At 61.1% G+C, this 17186-nt stretch carries 7 protein-coding genes and 2 pseudogenes; 6 read left to right on the forward strand and 3 right to left on the reverse strand.

The annotated features are described in order from the left end of the window. Positions 1-73 precede the first annotated feature (73 nt). From CES87_RS21790 to CES87_RS21800, 3 genes and pseudogenes are all read right to left on the reverse strand, one after another. The gene (locus CES87_RS21790) at positions 74-1402 is read right to left on the reverse strand and encodes a TolC family outer membrane protein (protein ID WP_128607728.1); all 1329 of its coding nucleotides are present in this window, start codon (positions 1400-1402) and stop codon (positions 74-76) included. 2 nt (positions 1403-1404) lie between these two features. Further along, positions 1405-2744: pseudogene (locus CES87_RS21795) on the reverse strand (HlyD family type I secretion periplasmic adaptor subunit). A 6-nt stretch (positions 2745-2750) separates the two neighbouring features. After that, positions 2751-4485, reverse strand: a pseudogene (locus CES87_RS21800) (type I secretion system permease/ATPase). A 674-nt stretch (positions 4486-5159) separates the two neighbouring features. On the opposite strand from CES87_RS21800, the gene CES87_RS34465 reads away from it, so the two are divergent. The 6 genes from CES87_RS34465 (at position 5160) to CES87_RS34490 (ending at position 16995) form a co-directional block, all read left to right on the forward strand. Next, entirely contained in the window at positions 5160-5591 is a 432-nt protein-coding gene (locus CES87_RS34465; protein ID WP_371858239.1) for a peroxidase family protein, read from the forward strand. Between the two features lie 20 nt (positions 5592-5611). After that, entirely contained in the window at positions 5612-5830 is a 219-nt protein-coding gene (locus tag CES87_RS34470; RefSeq protein ID WP_371858240.1) for a hypothetical protein, read from the forward strand. 95 nt (positions 5831-5925) lie between these two features. Further along, a complete protein-coding gene (locus CES87_RS34475; protein ID WP_371858241.1) occupies positions 5926-9261 on the forward strand; it encodes a peroxidase family protein in 3336 nt (1111 codons plus the stop codon). Positions 9262-9272: 11 nt separating this feature from the next. Continuing rightward, positions 9273-10178 (forward strand): hypothetical protein, encoded by a 906-nt coding sequence (locus CES87_RS34480; protein ID WP_371858242.1) that lies wholly within the window; start codon positions 9273-9275, stop codon positions 10176-10178. Then, a complete protein-coding gene (locus CES87_RS34485; RefSeq protein ID WP_371858243.1) occupies positions 10115-10708 on the forward strand; it encodes a peroxidase family protein in 594 nt (197 codons plus the stop codon). Before CES87_RS34480 ends, CES87_RS34485 begins: the two co-directional genes overlap by 64 nt. Continuing rightward, positions 10708-16995, forward strand: a complete 6288-nt coding sequence (locus CES87_RS34490; protein ID WP_371858247.1) for a peroxidase family protein — start codon at positions 10708-10710, stop codon at positions 16993-16995. Before CES87_RS34485 ends, CES87_RS34490 begins: the two co-directional genes overlap by 1 nt. Positions 16996-17186 lie beyond the last annotated feature (191 nt).

A 17186-nucleotide genomic window follows, 5' to 3' on the forward strand; every position in this document is an offset into this window, starting at 1 on the left:
GCCCCGCCGTCTCCAGGTGCGGGACGACAGCTGTTGCGGGTACTAGGACTAGTCAGCGGCCGGTAGATGGAAATTAGTTGGTGACCAGTAACTCCGGGCCGAGGTAGTCATTTATGTGGTCGATATCGTCGTCACCCAGACTGCCTACCGAAGAGGCCAGGCGCAGACGCGACATCAAATAGCGCAACTTGGCCTCGAACAGATCGTGGCGCGCCACGAAGAGCAGCTCTTCGGCATTGAGGACGTCCGAGTTGGTGCTGGTGCCTCCTTCCTTGAAGCCCTTGCGTGTCGAAGTCAGTGAGCGTTCGTTGGACTCCACGGCCCGCTCCAGTGCGTGAATACGTTTTGCGCCGCTCTGTACGCCGGCATACTCGCGGGTGGTTCCGGAGATAACTTCCTGTCGCGTGGCGTCGAGTTCGTCCAGGGCCTTGAAACTATTGGCACTGGCTTGGCGTGTCAGCGCGCTGGTACCGCCACCGTTGTACAGCGGGAGATTGACTTCCAGCCCGATTGAGCCGTAGCGGTTGCGTTGATTCAGCTCGGAAATTGATTGGCTCTCGCCCGCGGTGTAGCCGGCAACGAAATCCAGTGTCGGCCAGTGACCAGCCTTGGCGCGCTTCACTTCTTCTTCAGCGAGGTTGCTGCTATGACGGCGCGCAAGGATCAGCGGGCTATCGGTCTGAGCCTTGATCAACCAGTCCTGCAGGTTGCTCGGTAACAGCGGTGGCGTATCGAAGCTCGGACGCAAGGTGGTCAGCGATTCGGGGGTTTCTCCGATGTATTCCTCAAGCTTGCGGCGCGCATTGATCAGGTTGTCCTGCGCTTCGATCAGCTCGGCTTCGGCAAGGTCGCGGCGAGCGACCGACTCGTCGATGTCGGTGACGGTGCCGGCCCCCAGATCCATGCGCCGTTTCGCCGACGCGAGTTGCTCATCGAAGGCGCTCAGCTTGGACTTGGCCAGGACGATGGTTTCGCTGGCCAAAAGCACGTCGAAATAGCTTTCGGCCAGGCGCACCGCGGCGTCCTGACTCTTGGCATCGAACACCGCGACGCTGTAGTCGGCACGCTGTTTACCCTGGCGGTACTCGGCCATTTTCTGTTTGTTGAACAGCGGCTGGCGCAAGCGCACGTTAGCGCCCTTGGAGTCGTAGTCCAGATCCCTTTCGATGCCGCTCTGGCGCTGGGTGCCATTGACCTTGTTGTCGTAGGCCGAGGCATTGATCTGCGGTAGCAAACCCGCCATGCCGATGGCGCGGTTTTCCTCGCCGGCCTCCTTTTCATGCACGGCGGCGCGGTAGACAGGGCCTTGGTACTGCAACAGATCCCAGGCTTGTTTGAGGTCCATGGCGCTGGCCGGCAGGCTCAGCCCCAGCAGGCAGAAAAACAGGCAATGACGGTCCATTTTCATTGCTCCTTGAATGAGCTGTCTACACGGTCGAGCATCGGTTTGAGCAGATAGCTCAGCATGTTGCGCTCGCCGGTCTTGATGGTGACGCTGGCGGGCATGCCCGGCGAATGTGATTGCTGTCAAGCAGGTTCATGCCTTCGGGCGTGACTTCCACCTGAGCCAGATAGAACGGTTGCTTGCTTTCCTCGTCCATCAGGCGGTCGGCGGAGATGGTCTTCACGCGGCCGGGGATGTTTGGCGTCTGGGCATGGTTGAAGGCCGGAAAGGAAATGTCCACGGCCAGGCCCGGGACCATTTTGTCGATGGCCTGCACGGGAATCATCGCGTCGACCTGCAGCGGTTCGTTGACCGGAACGATTTCCATGATCTTGAAGCCCGGCTGAATGATCCCGCCGACGGTGGCGATGCTCAGGGACTGGATCATGCCATCGATGGGCGATCGAATGACCGTGTGGGTTACTTCATAGTCCAGCGCGCGCAAGCGGTCGGCCAGGGTGGTGTTTTCCTTGGCGGTGTCGGTCAGTTGCGATTCGACTTCCTTCAGGTAATCGTGCTGGCGCTGCAGGATACGCAGCTTGATTTCGGTGGTCTGGCTACGCACGCGAGCGATGTTGTTGAGGTTCTCGGCCTGGTTGGCGGCGAGGTCGGCATTGCTGCGTTCCAGCTCAAGCAGGCGGTTGCGCGGCACATAGCCTTCGGCCGCCAGCACGCGGGTGCCTTGTAGTTCCTGGTTGAGGAAGTTGATCTGCGAGGCGCGGGCGCTATAGACCTGTTGCAGGCCCTTGAGCTGCACCGCCGACGCCGCCAGGTTTTCCTGCAGGATGCTGATTTCGCCAGCGAGACCGGCGCGCCGGGTGTCCAGCAGGCGCTGTTGCAGATCCATGGCGGCCACCAGGCGCTGGTCATCCCCGAAGCGCTTGAGCAGCTCGGGATCGAAGTTCACCACAGCGCGGTCGTCACGTTCCGCTTCCAGGCGGTTTTCCACCGTCTTGCTGACGATGTACTGGGCGCTGACCGCACCCTGTTCGGCAACGGCACGCAACGAGTCGAGGCGGACCAACACCTGGCCTTTTGTCACGACATCGCCTTCGCGAATGAGAATGGCCTCCACAGTGCCGCCGCTGAGATGCTGCACGGCTTTGCGATTGCTGGTGACTTTGACCGTGCCTGTCGCTACCACGCCGGCATCCAGCGGCGCCAGCCACGACCACAGAAGGAAGCCGCCGAAGCCGGCGAGCACCAGCCACACGCCCCAGCGCGCGGGTTTACCGACGTCCAGATCTACCACGCTCTTGGGATCGGCTTGAATCATCTCGGTGTGTTGACTCGTTTGCATGATCGGTCACTCCCGCGCTTTGACAGAGGCCAGCGGAGTCGGCGCGCCTGCAGGCATCACACTGGCCTTGCGCAGCGCGGTGAATACTTCGTCGCGCGTGCCGAGCATCTGCACGCCGCCGTCGCGCAGCATCAGCACCTTATCGACGGCGCAGAGCACGTTAGGACGGTGGGAAATCAGAATGACGGTGGCGCCGCGGCCCTTGAGTTCGGCCAGCGCATCGACCAGGGCCTTTTCGCCGACGTCGTCGAGGTTGGCGTTCGGCTCGTCCAGCACGATCAGATTGGGTTCGCCATACAGCGCGCGGGCCAAGGCGATGCGTTGCTTCTGGCCACCGGAAAGCGGGCTGCCATCGGTGCTCAGACGGGTGTCATAACCTTGCGCAAAACGCAGGATCATCTCGTGCACTCCAGTGCTCTTGGCGGCGCGGATGACCGCGTCGCTGTCCACTTCGCCAAAGCGCGCAATGTTGTCGGCGATACTGCCCTCGAACAGCTCCACGTCCTGTGGCAGGTAGCCGAGCCAAGGGCCAAGTTCGCCCTTGTTCCAGGTGAATATGTCTGCGCTGTCCAGGCGCACCTTGCCGGCCTGTGCCGGCCAGACGCCAACCAGCAGGCGGGCGAGGGTGGATTTGCCCGAGGCGGATGGGCCGATAACGCCAAGGCTTTCGCCGGGCGAGAGGTTGAAGCTCACCCGCGCAGAATCGTGTTGTTGGTGCCGGGGGCGCCGGCAAACACATTCTCCACCGCCAGCATGCCCAGTGGCCGCTGCAGCGACATGCTCGGTGGTCGGCGCGGATAGTCGTGCAGCATCTCGTTGAGTCGGCCCCAGGCCGACCGGCAGCCCAGCAGTTGCTTCCACGACGCGATGACCTGTTCCACCGGGCCCAGCGCACGGCCGGTGAGGATCGAGCAGGCAATCATCATCCCGGGGTGATCTTGCCTTCGATCGCCAGCAGCGCGCCGGCGCCGAGGATCAGCGACTGCAAAGTGATACGCACGAAACGCCCGGTGCTGCTGATGATGGCGGCGCGGTCGGAGGCCAGGGTTTGCATTTCCAGAATGCGCAAATGGCTTTGGTACCAGCGCTTGCTGATCGACGGCAGCATGCCCATGGCCTCGATGACTTCGGCGTTGCGCAGGTTGTTGTTGGCGTAGGTGGCGGAGGAGAGGGCGGCATGATTGGCTTCGGCCAGCGGCTTCTGCGTCGCCTTCTCGGTGAGCCAGGCCAGGCCCATCAGAATCAGCGAGCCGATCAGGGTGAGCAGTCCGAGCAGCGGGTGGATCAGATAGGCGACCAGCAGGTAGATCGGCGTCCACGGCGCATCGAAGAAAGCGAACAGGGCATTGCCGGTGAGGAACTGACGAACCTGTGCGAGATCTTGCAGGGCCTGAGCCGGGTTACCTCCGGCGCGACTCAGGTTGCGCTCGAATGCCGCGGTGAAGATGCGCCGGTTGAGATCCATGTCGAGGCAATTGCCGACCCGGATCAGCACGCGGGTGCGAACCAGTTCCAGCGTGGACATCAGCAGGAACAGCCCAATCACCAACAAGGTCAACATCGTCAACGTTGTGACGTTACGACTGACCAGGGCCCGATCATAGACCTGCAGCATGTAAACGGCTGGCGTCAACATCATGACGTTGATGACGCCGCTGAACCCTGCCAGCGAGTAAAAACTGCGGCGTAGGCGAAAGATCGCATCGGCCAGTTCTGAGCGGGTGCTCGGCTGCTTGTGCATTTGGGGCCTCCCTCTTCGAAAAACCGGTCGCTTTTGCGGCGCACCAGTAACAGTCGATGTGACAGCGAGTTGACACGCAGGCCGGGTCGCTCTTTTGGCGAACCTTGCGAAAACCTCTGCGGTGCTTCCACATGCAGCAGCGTAGTTGCGTTTGTTTTCTGGCGCGGCCAGTTTCAAATAACATTTTGCTCTATAGCTGCGCTTAATTTTCTATATATCTTTTAAAAACAGCTAGTTGAGACGGCTAAATGCCGGTCGTCAGTTTTAGCGGCGAAATATTGACAGCCTTTTGCTATGGAACTTTAGTCTTGGTGGGGGGTCGCCCGCCGCAAGCCAGCCATCGCTTTGGCACATGCAAGGCACGTGATTTTCCGAAGGAGCAACACATGTCGATCATTACGTTCTTTTGCACACTGACGGAGCTGTTCAGGAAGTTCGCCTTCGCTTCCTGTTTCCATGGCCCACCCAAGGCTCGGATTCGCTCTGCCTAACCGCTTAGCGAAATTCATTCCGCGAATTCCAGGCGCACATCCCCGGTAACGGCTTTGCCTTTCCCGTGCCTGCTCTCGCCAAAAAAATGAACCAACAAACTGCGCAAGTCAGCACCTGACTGGGCGCGGGAGGATTTTATCGTCCCGCGCCTGACCCCCCCAGCTAGATCGAGGCAATCGAAAATGGCCAATTTCAGCAAGTCGGACCTGGAGTTCATCCTCAAACAAATCTTTATCGCAGAAGCGCACGCCCATGGCGCCAGCCTCATTGATTTGCTACCCAACAGTCAGGTGCCATTCGGCCTGCGTACCGTCGATGGCAGCTACAACAACCTGGTCGCCGGACAAAGCGAGTTTGGCGCTGCGGACAATTCCTTCCTGCGCCTGCTTGATGCCCAGTATCGAGCGGCATATGCCGCGCCAGGGAATGTGACCGACCCGCAGCCACGGATTATCAGCAACCTGATCGTCGACCAGACCGCCAATAACCCGGCTGCGGTTGCGGCGAACGGTGGTGCCGACCCGGTGATCAGCCCCGGTCAGGATGGCGTGTTCGGCACGGCCGACGACAAGGAAGTTTCTTCATTCCCAACAAGTCGGCGGACGCCGGTCTGACTGCCGGCTTCAACTCGTGGATGACCTTCTTCGGCCAGTTCTTCGACCACGGCCTCGACCTGGTCACCAAGAGCAGCACCGACGTCGTATTCATTCCGTTGCAGCCGGACGATCCGTTGTTCGTACCGGGCAGCCCGACTAACTTCATGGTGCTGCCACGAGCAGTGCATACCCCCGGCGCGGACGGAATACTCGCACTGCCGATGATGGCCAGCTCAACACCACCTCGCCGTTTGTAGACCAAAGCCAGACCTACAGCTCGCACCCCTCGCATCAGGTGTTCCTGCGCGAGTATGTCCTCAACGCGGCAGGTGACCCGATTGCAACGGGGCGCTTGATTACCAACCGCGATCTCGGCGCCGATGGCAAGTTCGGCACCGCCGATGATGGCTCCGGTGAAAATGGCGGCATGGCGACCTGGGCGGTGGTCAAGGCCCAGGCCCGTGACATTCTCGGCATCAACCTGACCGACGCCGATGTGCACAACGTGCCGCTGCTGGCAACTGATGCGTATGGCAACTTCATCCGGGGGCCGGGTGGCATGCCGCAGGTGGTGATGCGCGTCAGTAACGGTGCTGACGGCATCGCCGGGACGGCTGATGACGTCACTCAACTGGTCGAAGGCAACCGGGCAGCTCCCATCAGTCTGGCCAGCGCCGTCAGCACCGGGCATGGTTTCCTCGACGACATCGCCCACAATGCCGCACCGGTTGTCGTCGGTGGGGTTCTGCAGGCCGATGGTGACACCCTTGTCGGCAATTCGCAGCCCGTTGGCGCGGGCGGCAACAACCTGACCTATGACAACGAACTGCTCGACGCCCACTACATTGCTGGCGACGGCCGGGCGAACGAGAACATCGGCCTGACCACCGTGCACCATGTGTTCCACTCCGAGCACAACCGCCTGGTCCAGCAATCCAAGGACACCATTCTTGCCGCCGGCGATCTGGCCTTCCTCAATGAGTGGCTGGTGGATGACGTGGCCGCGATACCGACTACACCGGCCGCAATCGCGGCGCTGGTGTGGGACGGCGAACGCCTGTTCCAGGCTGCCAAGTTCGGTACCGAGATGCAGTACCAGCATCTGGTGTTCGAGGAGTTCGCGCGGACCGTTCAGCCGCAAGTCGACGAATTCCTTGCCCCCAACGGTTATGACACCTCGATCAACCCGGCAATCCTCGCTGAGTTCGCCCACGTGGTGTACCGCTTCGGTCACTCGATGTTGACCGAGACCGTCGATCGCTTCGACCCCCAGTTCAATCCGCTCCTCACTGACCCGAACAACCCGGACTCGCAACTCGGTCTGATCGCAGCCTTCCTCAACCCGTTGGCATTCGCTGGCAGCGGGGCTACTGCGGACGAAGCGGCAGGGGCGATCATTCGCGGTGTGACCCGCCAGCTTGGCAACGAGATCGACGAGTTCGTCACCGAAGCGTTGCGCAACAACCTGCTGGGTCTGCCGCTCGATTTGCCGGCCCTGAACTTGGCGCGCGGTCGCGACACTGGCATCCCCACCTTGAATGAGGCGCGGCGTGAGTTCTACGCGGCGACGGGTGATAGTCAGCTCAAGCCGTACATCAGCTGGGCCGACCTGGCCAACAACCTCAAGCACCCCGAATCCCTGGTCAACTTCATCGCGGCCTTCGGCACCCACGGAGCATTGACTGCGGCCGATGTGGATACGCTGGTCGAGATGCGTGCGGTCGCCGCTGCCCTGGTGTTCGGCGGCAGCGCGGTGATCAACGCCGGCACTGCCAGTGAGCGAACCTTTACCGCCACAGAAGCGGATCGCCTGGCATTCCTCAACAGTACGGGCATCTACGCCATGGTCAATGGCGTCACCACCACCGGTGTGGACGATATCGACTTCTGGGTCGGTGGCCTCGCCGAGAAGAAAATGCCGTTCGGCGGGATGCTTGGCTCGTCGTTCAACTTCGTGTTTGAAACCCAACTGGAGGCGTTGCAGAACGGCGACCGCTTCTACTATCTGTCGCGTACCGCGGGCCTGAACTTCGGCACGGAGCTTGAGAACAACTCCTTTGCCAAGCTGATCATGCTCAACACGGATGTCACCCACCTGTCGAACACCGTGTTCCTGACGCCGACTTTCACCCTCGAAGTGAATCAGGCCAATCAGTTCACCGGTCTTGGCGCGGACGGCACTGCCGACCCGACAGGCGGCATCATGATCAACGGCGTGGAGATCGTGAAGCTGGTGATTCGCGACAACCCCGACACACCGGGTGCAGACAGCAATTATCTGCAGTACACCGGTGAAGACCATGTCGTGCTGGGCGGCACCGCCGGCAATGACATCATCATCTCCGGTGACGGCGATGACACCGTTTACGGCGACGGCGGCAACGACCGTCTGGAAGGCGGTGCCGGGAATGATGCGGTACTGGGTGGAGCAGGCGATGACATCATTACCGACTCGTTCGGCGACAACCGTCTGGAAGGTAATGCCGGTAACGACGTGATCATCGCCGGTAGCATGCTTGCTCTAGGCAACCTGATTCTGGGTGGCGATGGCCAGGACTTCATCGTCACCACAGAGGACATCACCACGACCTTCGGCGGTCAGGGTGACGACTTCATCCTCGGTGCCAAGACCAACCTGCCACCGACCGGCAACGAAGGCGATGACTGGATCGAGAAGGGCACCCAGGACGGTGCGCCTGGCGATAACGCCGCTCCGTTGCTCACCGACGATGTGATCGGCAACGACATCTTTGTCGGTGGCGGTGGCTTCGACGAAATGATCGGCGAGGGTGGCGATGACATCTTTGTCGGCAGCGATGCCCAGGACAAGATGGACGGCATGTCCGGTTTCGACTGGGTGACCTACAAAAATGACAAGGTCGGCGTGACCGTTGACCTGAGCCTGGCCGCGCTGGCCCAACCGCACGGCAATGCGCCAAACCAGAACGCCGGGGTGTTCAATCCGGTCGGCGCCTCGCCGGCCTCGATCCTCGACCGTTTTGCCGAGGTCGAAGGCGTGTCCGGGTCGAAATTCGCCGATGTACTCAAAGGCGATGATGTCGATGCCGTCACTATCGTCAACCACGGTGGTGCCACGGGCAGTGCGCTGACTAATGTGGCGTTGATCCGCGGACTGGCGCAGTTTCTGGCCGATGCCGGGTTGCCGACTACCGGTTTTGCCACAGGCAACATCCTCCTCGGTGGCAATGGCAGTGACCTGATCGAAGGCCGCGGTGGCGATGACCTGATCGACGGGGACAAATGGCTCAACGTCAGAATCGCGGTTTATGCCCCCGGTGACGTTAACCATACCGGCCCCGAGATCGCCAGCTTCGACAGCATGGTCGACATGATTCCGTTCATGCTGGACCGCACCTATAACCCGGGTCAGCTCAAGGCCGTGCGGGAAATCCTGCCCGGCACCTCGACGGGCGGGGCGGCCTTCGACACCGCGATTTTCTCCGGGCTTCAGTCCGAGTACACGGTGACCCAGGACACCCGTGGCACGGTCAATGTGGCGGACGATGTCTGGACGGTAACGGATACCGTAGCAGGGCGCGACGGCACCGATACCTGCTGCATATCGAACGCCTGCAGTTCGCCGATACCCAGCGAGTGCTGGTGGAAGGGCTCAATGCACAACCGGTTGGCAGACCGACCGTCACGGATGGAAACGGCGGAGCGATAACGGTCGGCGACATGCTGACTGTCAGCGTGGCCGGAGTGAGCGATGCCGACAACGTCGGCGGTACTCTCAACAACTCCTCGGTGTCCTACTACTGGCAGTTCGAGGCAAATCCAGGCAGCGGCGTGTTCGAAGACATCATCCTGTTACCTGCCGGTGACCTGGCGTTCCAGAGTGCCGACGGCACCTCGTTCAAGGTCTCCCCGGATCTTGCCGGGTTGTCGTTGCGGGTCAAGGCGATCTACCAGGATGCTCATGGCACGACTGAAATGGTGTTCTCGCAGCCGACTACCGTGGTGGTTCCCGGCGCTCCGGTTGTGCCAACGGCGCCGGTACCTGTCGTCGATGCTACCGCGGGTGGCGCGGGCCTGCACATGGTCCGCTCTGACCTCAACTTCATCCTTGATCAGATCAAGATTGCCGAGGCTGATGCGGCCGGTCAGGACATCCTCTCGCTGATCCCGAATATCCGCGCGCCGTTGGGTTTGCGTGCGGTCGACGGGTCGAACAACAACCTGATGAACCTCAACGGCAACAACCACACCGAGTATGGTGCCGCCGATAACACCTTCCCGCGTTTGACCGATCCGGTGTTCAATCCGGCTCAATCGGGAACGACGTATGCGTCGAACAGCGGCACTGTGATTGACTCGCAGCCGCGCACCATCAGTAATTTGATCGTCGACCAGACGTCGAACAACCCGGCGGCTTATGCCACGGCTTACAACCCGGGTGCGAACGGTCATCTCGACTTCGGCGTGGTGGGTGCGGGCAACGACGACGTGCTCAAGGATGGCGTACAGATAGTCGCCAGCCCGGGATGGATGGTCAGTTCGGTACTGCCGACGACCACAATGTGTACCTGTTCGAGAACACCGCGGCGGATGCGGGGTTGTCCGCGCCGTTCAACGCCTGGATGACCTTCTTCGGGCAGTTCTTCGATCATGGTCTGGACCTGGTCACCAAAGGTGGTTCGGGCACCGTCTTCATCCCGCTGCAACCGGATGATCCGCTGTATGTGCCAGGCGGCCACGCCAACTTCATGGTGCTGACCCGCGCGACCAACCAGCCAGGGGCCGATGGCATTCTCGGCACGGCCGATGACATTCATGAGCATACCAACACCACCACGCCGTTCGTGGACCAGAACCAGACCTACAGCTCGCACCCTTCGCACCAGGTGTTCCTGCGCGGTTATTTGCTGACTAACGACGGACCCATCGCGACCGGCAGGCTGATCACTAACCGTGACCTGGGGGCGGATGGCAAGTACGGTACTGCAGACGACACCGAAATCGGTGGTATGGCGACCTGGAAGGTGGTCAAGGCGCAAGCCAACAACGTTCTGGGTATCCACCTTACCGATGCTGACGTCGATAATGCCCCGCTGTTGGCGACCGATGCCTATGGCAATTTCATCAAGGGCCGAACGGCTTCCCGATGGTCGTGATGAAGGGGGCTGACGGTCTTGGCGGCACGGCGGATGACTTCCTCAAGGAAGGCAATCCGCTTGCCCCCATTGACCTGACCAATGCTGTGCGCACCGGTCACCAGTTCCTCGTCGACATCAACAACAATGCAGTGCCGGTGTTCAGCGGTGGCGTGCTTGTTCCTGACGCGGATAACGTTGCGGGCAACGCAGTGCCGTTCAATCCGCTGACCGGGGCCAACCTGGCCTACGACAACGAACTGCTCGATGCGCACTACATCGCTGGCGACGGCCGGGTCAACGAGAACATCGGCCTGACTGCGGTGCATGCGATCTTCCACGCCGAGCACAATCGGCTGGTCGCGCAGACCAAGGACACTGTGCTCGATTCGGGTGATGTGGCCTTCCTCAACGAGTGGCTGCTCAATCCGGTAAGCGCGTTGCCAGTCAACCAGGCTCAGATCGATGCGCTGGTGTGGAATGGCGAGCGCTTGTTCCAGGCTGCCAAGTTCGGCACCGAGATGCAGTATCAGCACCTGGTGTTCGAGGAGTTTGCGCGGACCATCCAGCCACGGGTCGACCTGTTCTTCGCACCGACCCAGGTCTATGACGTCGACCTTGATGCCTCGATCGTCGCCGAGTTCGCCCACACCGTGTACCGGTTTGGCCACTCGATGCTGACCGAGACCGTCGATCGCTTCGACGTCAATTTCCACGTGGTGGGCGATCCGCACAGCACTGATCCCAATCAGCAAATGGGCTTGATCGCGGCGTTCCTCAACCCGTTGGCGTATGCCGCCAGTGGTGTGACGCCAGAGGATGCAACCAGTGCGATCATACGCGGGGTGACTCGCCAGGCCGGTAACGAAATCGACGAGTTCGTCACCGAGGCGCTGCGCAATAACCTGCTCGGCCTGCCGCTCGACCTGCCGGCGCTCAACATTGCCCGTGGCCGCGACGTGGGGATTCCCTCGCTCAACGCGATCCGCCGCGACATCTACAGCCAGACCGGTGATACCCAACTCAAGCCGTACAACAGCTGGGTCGACCTGGTGCAGCACCTCAAACATCCAGAGTCGTTGATCAACTTCATCGCGGCCTATGGCACGCATAGCTCGATTACTGCAGCAACCACGATGGCAGGCAAACGCGACGCAGCCATGGCGCTGGTCTTCGGTGGTACGGGTGCGCCATCTGACCGCCTGGACTTCCTCAACGGCAGCGGTGCCTGGGCCAACGTAACGCAGGCCGGCAAGGATGGGGTGCTGGGGACTGCCGACGATCTGAAGGGTGTGACGATCACGGGTGTCGATGCCATCGATCTATGGATCGGCGGCCTGGCAGAAGAGAAAACTCCGTTCGGCGGCATGCTCGGCACGACCTTCAACTTCGTGTTCGAGAACCAGCTGGAGAAACTGCAGGATGGCGATCGCTTCTACTATCTGGAGCGTACCTCTGGCCTGTCGATGAATGCCGAGCTGGAAAGCAACTCGTTTGCCAAGTTGATCATGGCCAACACCTCAGCCACGCACTTGCCTGGCCTGGTGTTCTCGGACCCGGGGTTCTATTTGGAAAGGGACCAGAGCAAGCAGTACAACGATGGCCTGGGTAGCGCTGATCCGCTCGACGGTAACGGCCATCAGGTGGTGTTCCGCGACAACCCGCTGACCGCGGGGCCGGACGCCAATTACGTCAAGTACACGGGTGAAGAGCACATCGTGCTGGGCGGCACCAACAACGCAGACATCCTCATCGCCGGTGATGGCGATGACACGGTCTGGGGTGATGGCGGCAACGATCACATCGAAGGCGGTAACGGCAACGACCAACTGCGCGGTGGCGCCGGCGACGACATTATCACCGACCTGGGCGGCGACGATAACATCCAGGGTGGCGACGGCAACGACGTGCTGCACGGTGGCAATGGCATCAACCTGATCATTGGCGGCTTCGGCAATGACTTCATCGTGACCGGTGAGGACGCCTCCGAAGCCATTGGTGGCCAGGGCAACGACTTCATCCTGGGCAGCAAAGCCAACGAACAGGACATGGGTAACGAAGGCGACGACTGGATCGAGAAGGGCACGTCCGACGGTGCACCTGGCGACAACTTCGACCCGCTCGGCAACGACCCGGTGATCGGCAACGATGTGTTCATCGGCGGTAACGAGAACGATAAGTTCAACGGTGAAGGCGGCGACGACATCATGGTCGGCAGTCTCGGCTTCGGTGACCGTTATATCGGCGGCTCCGGCTATGACTGGGCGACCTTCAAGGACCTCGCCCAGGGCGTGACCATCGATTACAGCGACCGCTTTTTCGATGTACCGCCGGTACCGGGTTCGGGTGCCTCGGCGCTGGTGCGTTTCGACATCATGGAAGGTCTGTCGGGTTCGTCCCACGGTGACTTCCTGCGCGGTGATAACGAAGATGCGACATCGCTACCCACCGCGGGTGCAACCGGCAGTGTGCTGACCAACATCAGCCTGATCAACGGTCTGGCGGGCTTGCTGCCAGCCGGAGCGACGTTCTTCGACGGCGGCAACATCATCCTCGGTGGCAGCGGCAGCGACCTGATCGAAGGTCGCGGTGGTGACGACATCATCGATGGTGACAAGTGGCTGAACGTACGCATCAGCGTACGGGCGAACGCTGATGGCACTGGCCCGGAAATCGCCACGTTCGACAGCATGGAGCCGATGGTGCAGGCGATGTTGAACGGTACTTACAACCCAGGCCAACTGGTCATCGTGCGGGAGATTCTGACCGGCAATGACAAGTACGACACCGCGCTGTTCTCCGGTAATGCGTCGGAATATAGCGTCGTTGTCGATGGCAATACTGTCATCGTGACCGACCTGGTGGCGGGGCGTGATGGCGTCGATCGCCTGACGGGCATCGAGCGTCTGCAGTTCGCTGACCAGGCGCAGTCGTCCGGAGTGGGCACCGCCCAAAACGCCGGCCCAGTGGGTCATCTGGCGATCCTCGATGATGCCACCGGTGCGCGTGACGATACGCCGGTCGCCGGCCAACTGCTGCGCGTCAGCGATCGGGCGGTACACGACGCGGACAACGCAAGTGTGGCCAATCCGACCGGCGCGGTTACCGGTGGGGTGGCTTACTACTGGCAGGTCGAAAACATTGCTGGCTCGGGCGTTTATGAAGACATCACCTTTGTCGCCGCCGGCGAGGTATCGCGGGCGATCGGCACCACCTACCGGGTGGCGGACGATGTGGCGGGTCTGAACATCCGCGTCCGGGCGGTGTATCAGGATGCCAAGGGCACGCTGGAGATCGTCGACTCGTCGGGGAACAGCGCACCGACAGCAGGGCCGACCGTAACCGGTCTTTTGGCGCAGAACCAAGTGTTGACCGCTAACACATCGAGCATCATCGACCTTGATGGCCTCAGCAATCCGCAGTTCACCTACCAGTGGCAGGCGACCAACGGGGTTAGCTTCGTCAACATCGCCGGAGCCACCGGTAGCACGTTCACGCTGGGTCAGGCTCAGGTCGGCAATCAGGTGCGCGTGGTGGTCAGTTACGTGGATGACTTCGGTGTGGCCGAAAGCATTGCGTCTAACCCCTCGGACCCGGTGGCCAACGTCAACGATGCACCGACAGGCGCGTTGCTGATCAGCGATACGACACCGGAGCAAGGGCAGGTGCTGACCGCGCTGTCTGCCGCGATTGCCGATGCGGATGGACTGGGCACCTTCAGCTACCAATGGCAGCAAGGTGTCGGCACTTCCTTCACCGACATCAGCGGCGCGACCGCTGTGACCTTCACCCCTGGTTCGGCGCAGAACAATCTGCAACTGCGGGTGATCGTGCGCTATACCGATGGCTTCGGCACGCTGGAGTCAGTGACCTCTGCGGCGACGGCGGCGGTTGTGATACCGCCTGGCGTGGTGCTTACGGGGAACGCTGCGGCGAACATCCTCACGGGCGGCGCGGGTAACGATGTGCTCAGTGGCCTGGGCGGGAACGATACGCTCAATGGCCTGGGCGGTATTGACCAGCTGTTTGGCGGCACTGGCAATGACATTCTCAACGGCGGGGACGACAACGACATCCTCAATGGCGAGGACGGCAACGACATCCTCAACGGTGGGCTCGGCGCGGATGCCATGAATGGCGGTGCCGGCAACGACACCTTTGTGGTCGACAACGTCGGTGACACCGTCATCGAGGCGGTGGGTGGTGGTACCGATCTGGTGCAAACCAGTCTGACTAGCTACGTGCTCGGTGCCAACGTCGAGAACCTGACCTATACCGGTGCCGGTAACTTCACCGGTACCGGTAATGCCCTGGATAACATCATCACCGGCGGGGTCGGTAATGACGTCCTCAACGGCGGTGCCGGCAACGACACCCTCAACGGCGGGCTCGGCGCGGATGCCATGAATGGCGGTGCCGGCAACGACACCTTTGTGGTCGACAACGTCGGTGACACCGTCATCGAGGCGGTGGGTGGTGGTACCGATCTGGTGCAAACCAGTCTGACTAACTACGTGCTCGGTGCCAACGTCGAGAACCTGACCTATACCGGTGCCGGTAACTTCACCGGTACCGGTAATGCGCTGGACAACGTCATCACCGGCGGGATCGGCAACGACGTGCTCAATGGCGGGGACGGCAACGACACCCTCAACGGTGGGCTCGGCGCGGATGCCATGAATGGCGGTGCCGGCAACGACACCTTTGTGGTCGACAACGTCGGTGACACCGTCATCGAGGCGGTGGGTGGTGGTACTGATCTGGTGCAAACCAGTCTGACTAACTACCTGCTCGCTGCCAACGTCGAGAACCTGACCTATACCGGTGCCGGTAACTTCACCGGTACCGGTAATGCGCTGGCCAACACCATCACCGGCGGGGGCGGTAACGACGTCCTCAATGGCGGTGCGGGTGCTGACCAGTTGGTGGGGGGAGCCGGCAACGACACCTACGTCGTCGATGTAGCCGCGGACGTGGTGGTCGAGGCGGCGGGTGGCGGTACGGATACCGTACAGACGTCGCTGGCCAGCTACACCCTGGGTGCTAATCTCGAGAACCTGACCTATACCGGCGCCGGTAACTTCACCGGTACCGGTAATGCGCTGGCCAACATCCTCACCGGCGGGGTCGGTAACGACGTCCTCACTGGCGGGGACGGCAACGACACCCTCAACGGTGGGCTGGGCGCGGATGTCATGAATGGCGGTGCCGGCAACGACACCTTTGTGGTCGACAACGTCGGTGACACCGTCATCGAGGCGGTGGGAGGTGGTACCGATCTGGTGCAAACCAGTCTGACTAACTACCTGCTCGGTGCCAACGTCGAGAACCTGACCTATACCGGTGCCGGTAACTTCACCGGTACCGGTAATGCGCTGGCCAACACCATCACCGGCGGGGTCGGTAACGACGTCCTCAATGGCGGTGCGGGTGCTGACCGGTTGGTGGGGGGAGCCGGCAACGACACCTACGTCGTCGATGTAGCTGCGGACGTGGTGGTCGAGGCGGCGGGTGGTGGTACGGATACCGTGCAGACGTCGCTGACCAGCTACACGCTGGCTGCTAATGTCGAGAATCTGACCTACACCGGAGTTGGCAACTTTGTCGGCAACGGCAACGTGGTGAACAACGCCATCACCGGCGGGGCAGGTAATGACACTCTCAGTGGTGACAGCGGCGATGACATCCTCACCGGCGGCGCCGGTAATGACACGCTCAATGGTGACGCCGGTGACGACCAACTGCTGGGTGGCATTGGCATCGATACCCTGAACGGCGGCACTGGCGATGACAGCCTCGACGGCGGCGACGGGAACGATACATTGATTGGTGGCATAGGCAACGACACGCTGCTCGGCGGGCTGGGTAATGACAGCCTGGATGGCGGTACCGGCAACGATCTGCTCCAGGGTGGCGATGGCAACGACACGCTGCTCGGTGGTATCGGTAACGACACATTGTTGGGTGGCATCGGCAATGACCAAATCGATGGCGGTGTTGGCAACGACACGGTCACCGGCGGTGCCGGCAACGACATAATGAATGCCAGCAATGGCAACGATGTGTTCCTGTTCGCAGCGGGCTTCGGGACCGATCAGATCATCAGCTTCGATGCGAACGCGGCGGGAGGCCAGGATCGGCTCGATATTACCGCGTTCAACATCACAGCTGCGACCTTTGCCGGTAGCGTCACCATCGCCGATGTCGGTGCGGATACCTTGGTCAGCATCGGAGCAGACTCCATTCGCCTGGTAGGTGTAGCCGACGCAACAACCGTCACTGCCACAGACTTCATTCTGGCCACTTGAGGTCCTGGTCAGTACTGTCGCAAGAACGTGAAAAGCGAAGGGGAGGGCATGGATGCCCTCCCTTTTTTTATAAGCCGGGTCGTTTGTTCGAAGTCGGTTGCAGCTGCGTACGGTAATCCGACAAGCCAGCTCCAGAGGCGTGAAATCCGTTGGAGCTGCCGCAGCAGGCTGCGATCGTTTGACCTTTTGCT

The organism is Pseudomonas sp. ERMR1:02, assembly GCF_002277815.1.
Lineage (GTDB): Bacteria > Pseudomonadota > Gammaproteobacteria > Pseudomonadales > Pseudomonadaceae > Aquipseudomonas.

Excerpts from the sequence above, each read along its gene's own strand:
- CES87_RS21790 (WP_128607728.1), bottom strand. The coding sequence starts at position 1,402 with ATGGACCGTCATTGCCTGTTTTTCTGCCTGCTGGGGCTGAGCCTGCCG.
- CES87_RS34465 (WP_371858239.1), top strand. The coding sequence starts at position 5,160 with ATGGCCAATTTCAGCAAGTCGGACCTGGAGTTCATCCTCAAACAAATC.
- CES87_RS34470 (WP_371858240.1), top strand. The coding sequence starts at position 5,612 with ATGACCTTCTTCGGCCAGTTCTTCGACCACGGCCTCGACCTGGTCACC.
- CES87_RS34480 (WP_371858242.1), top strand. The coding sequence starts at position 9,273 with ATGCTGACTGTCAGCGTGGCCGGAGTGAGCGATGCCGACAACGTCGGC.
- CES87_RS34490 (WP_371858247.1), top strand. The coding sequence starts at position 10,708 with ATGAAGGGGGCTGACGGTCTTGGCGGCACGGCGGATGACTTCCTCAAG.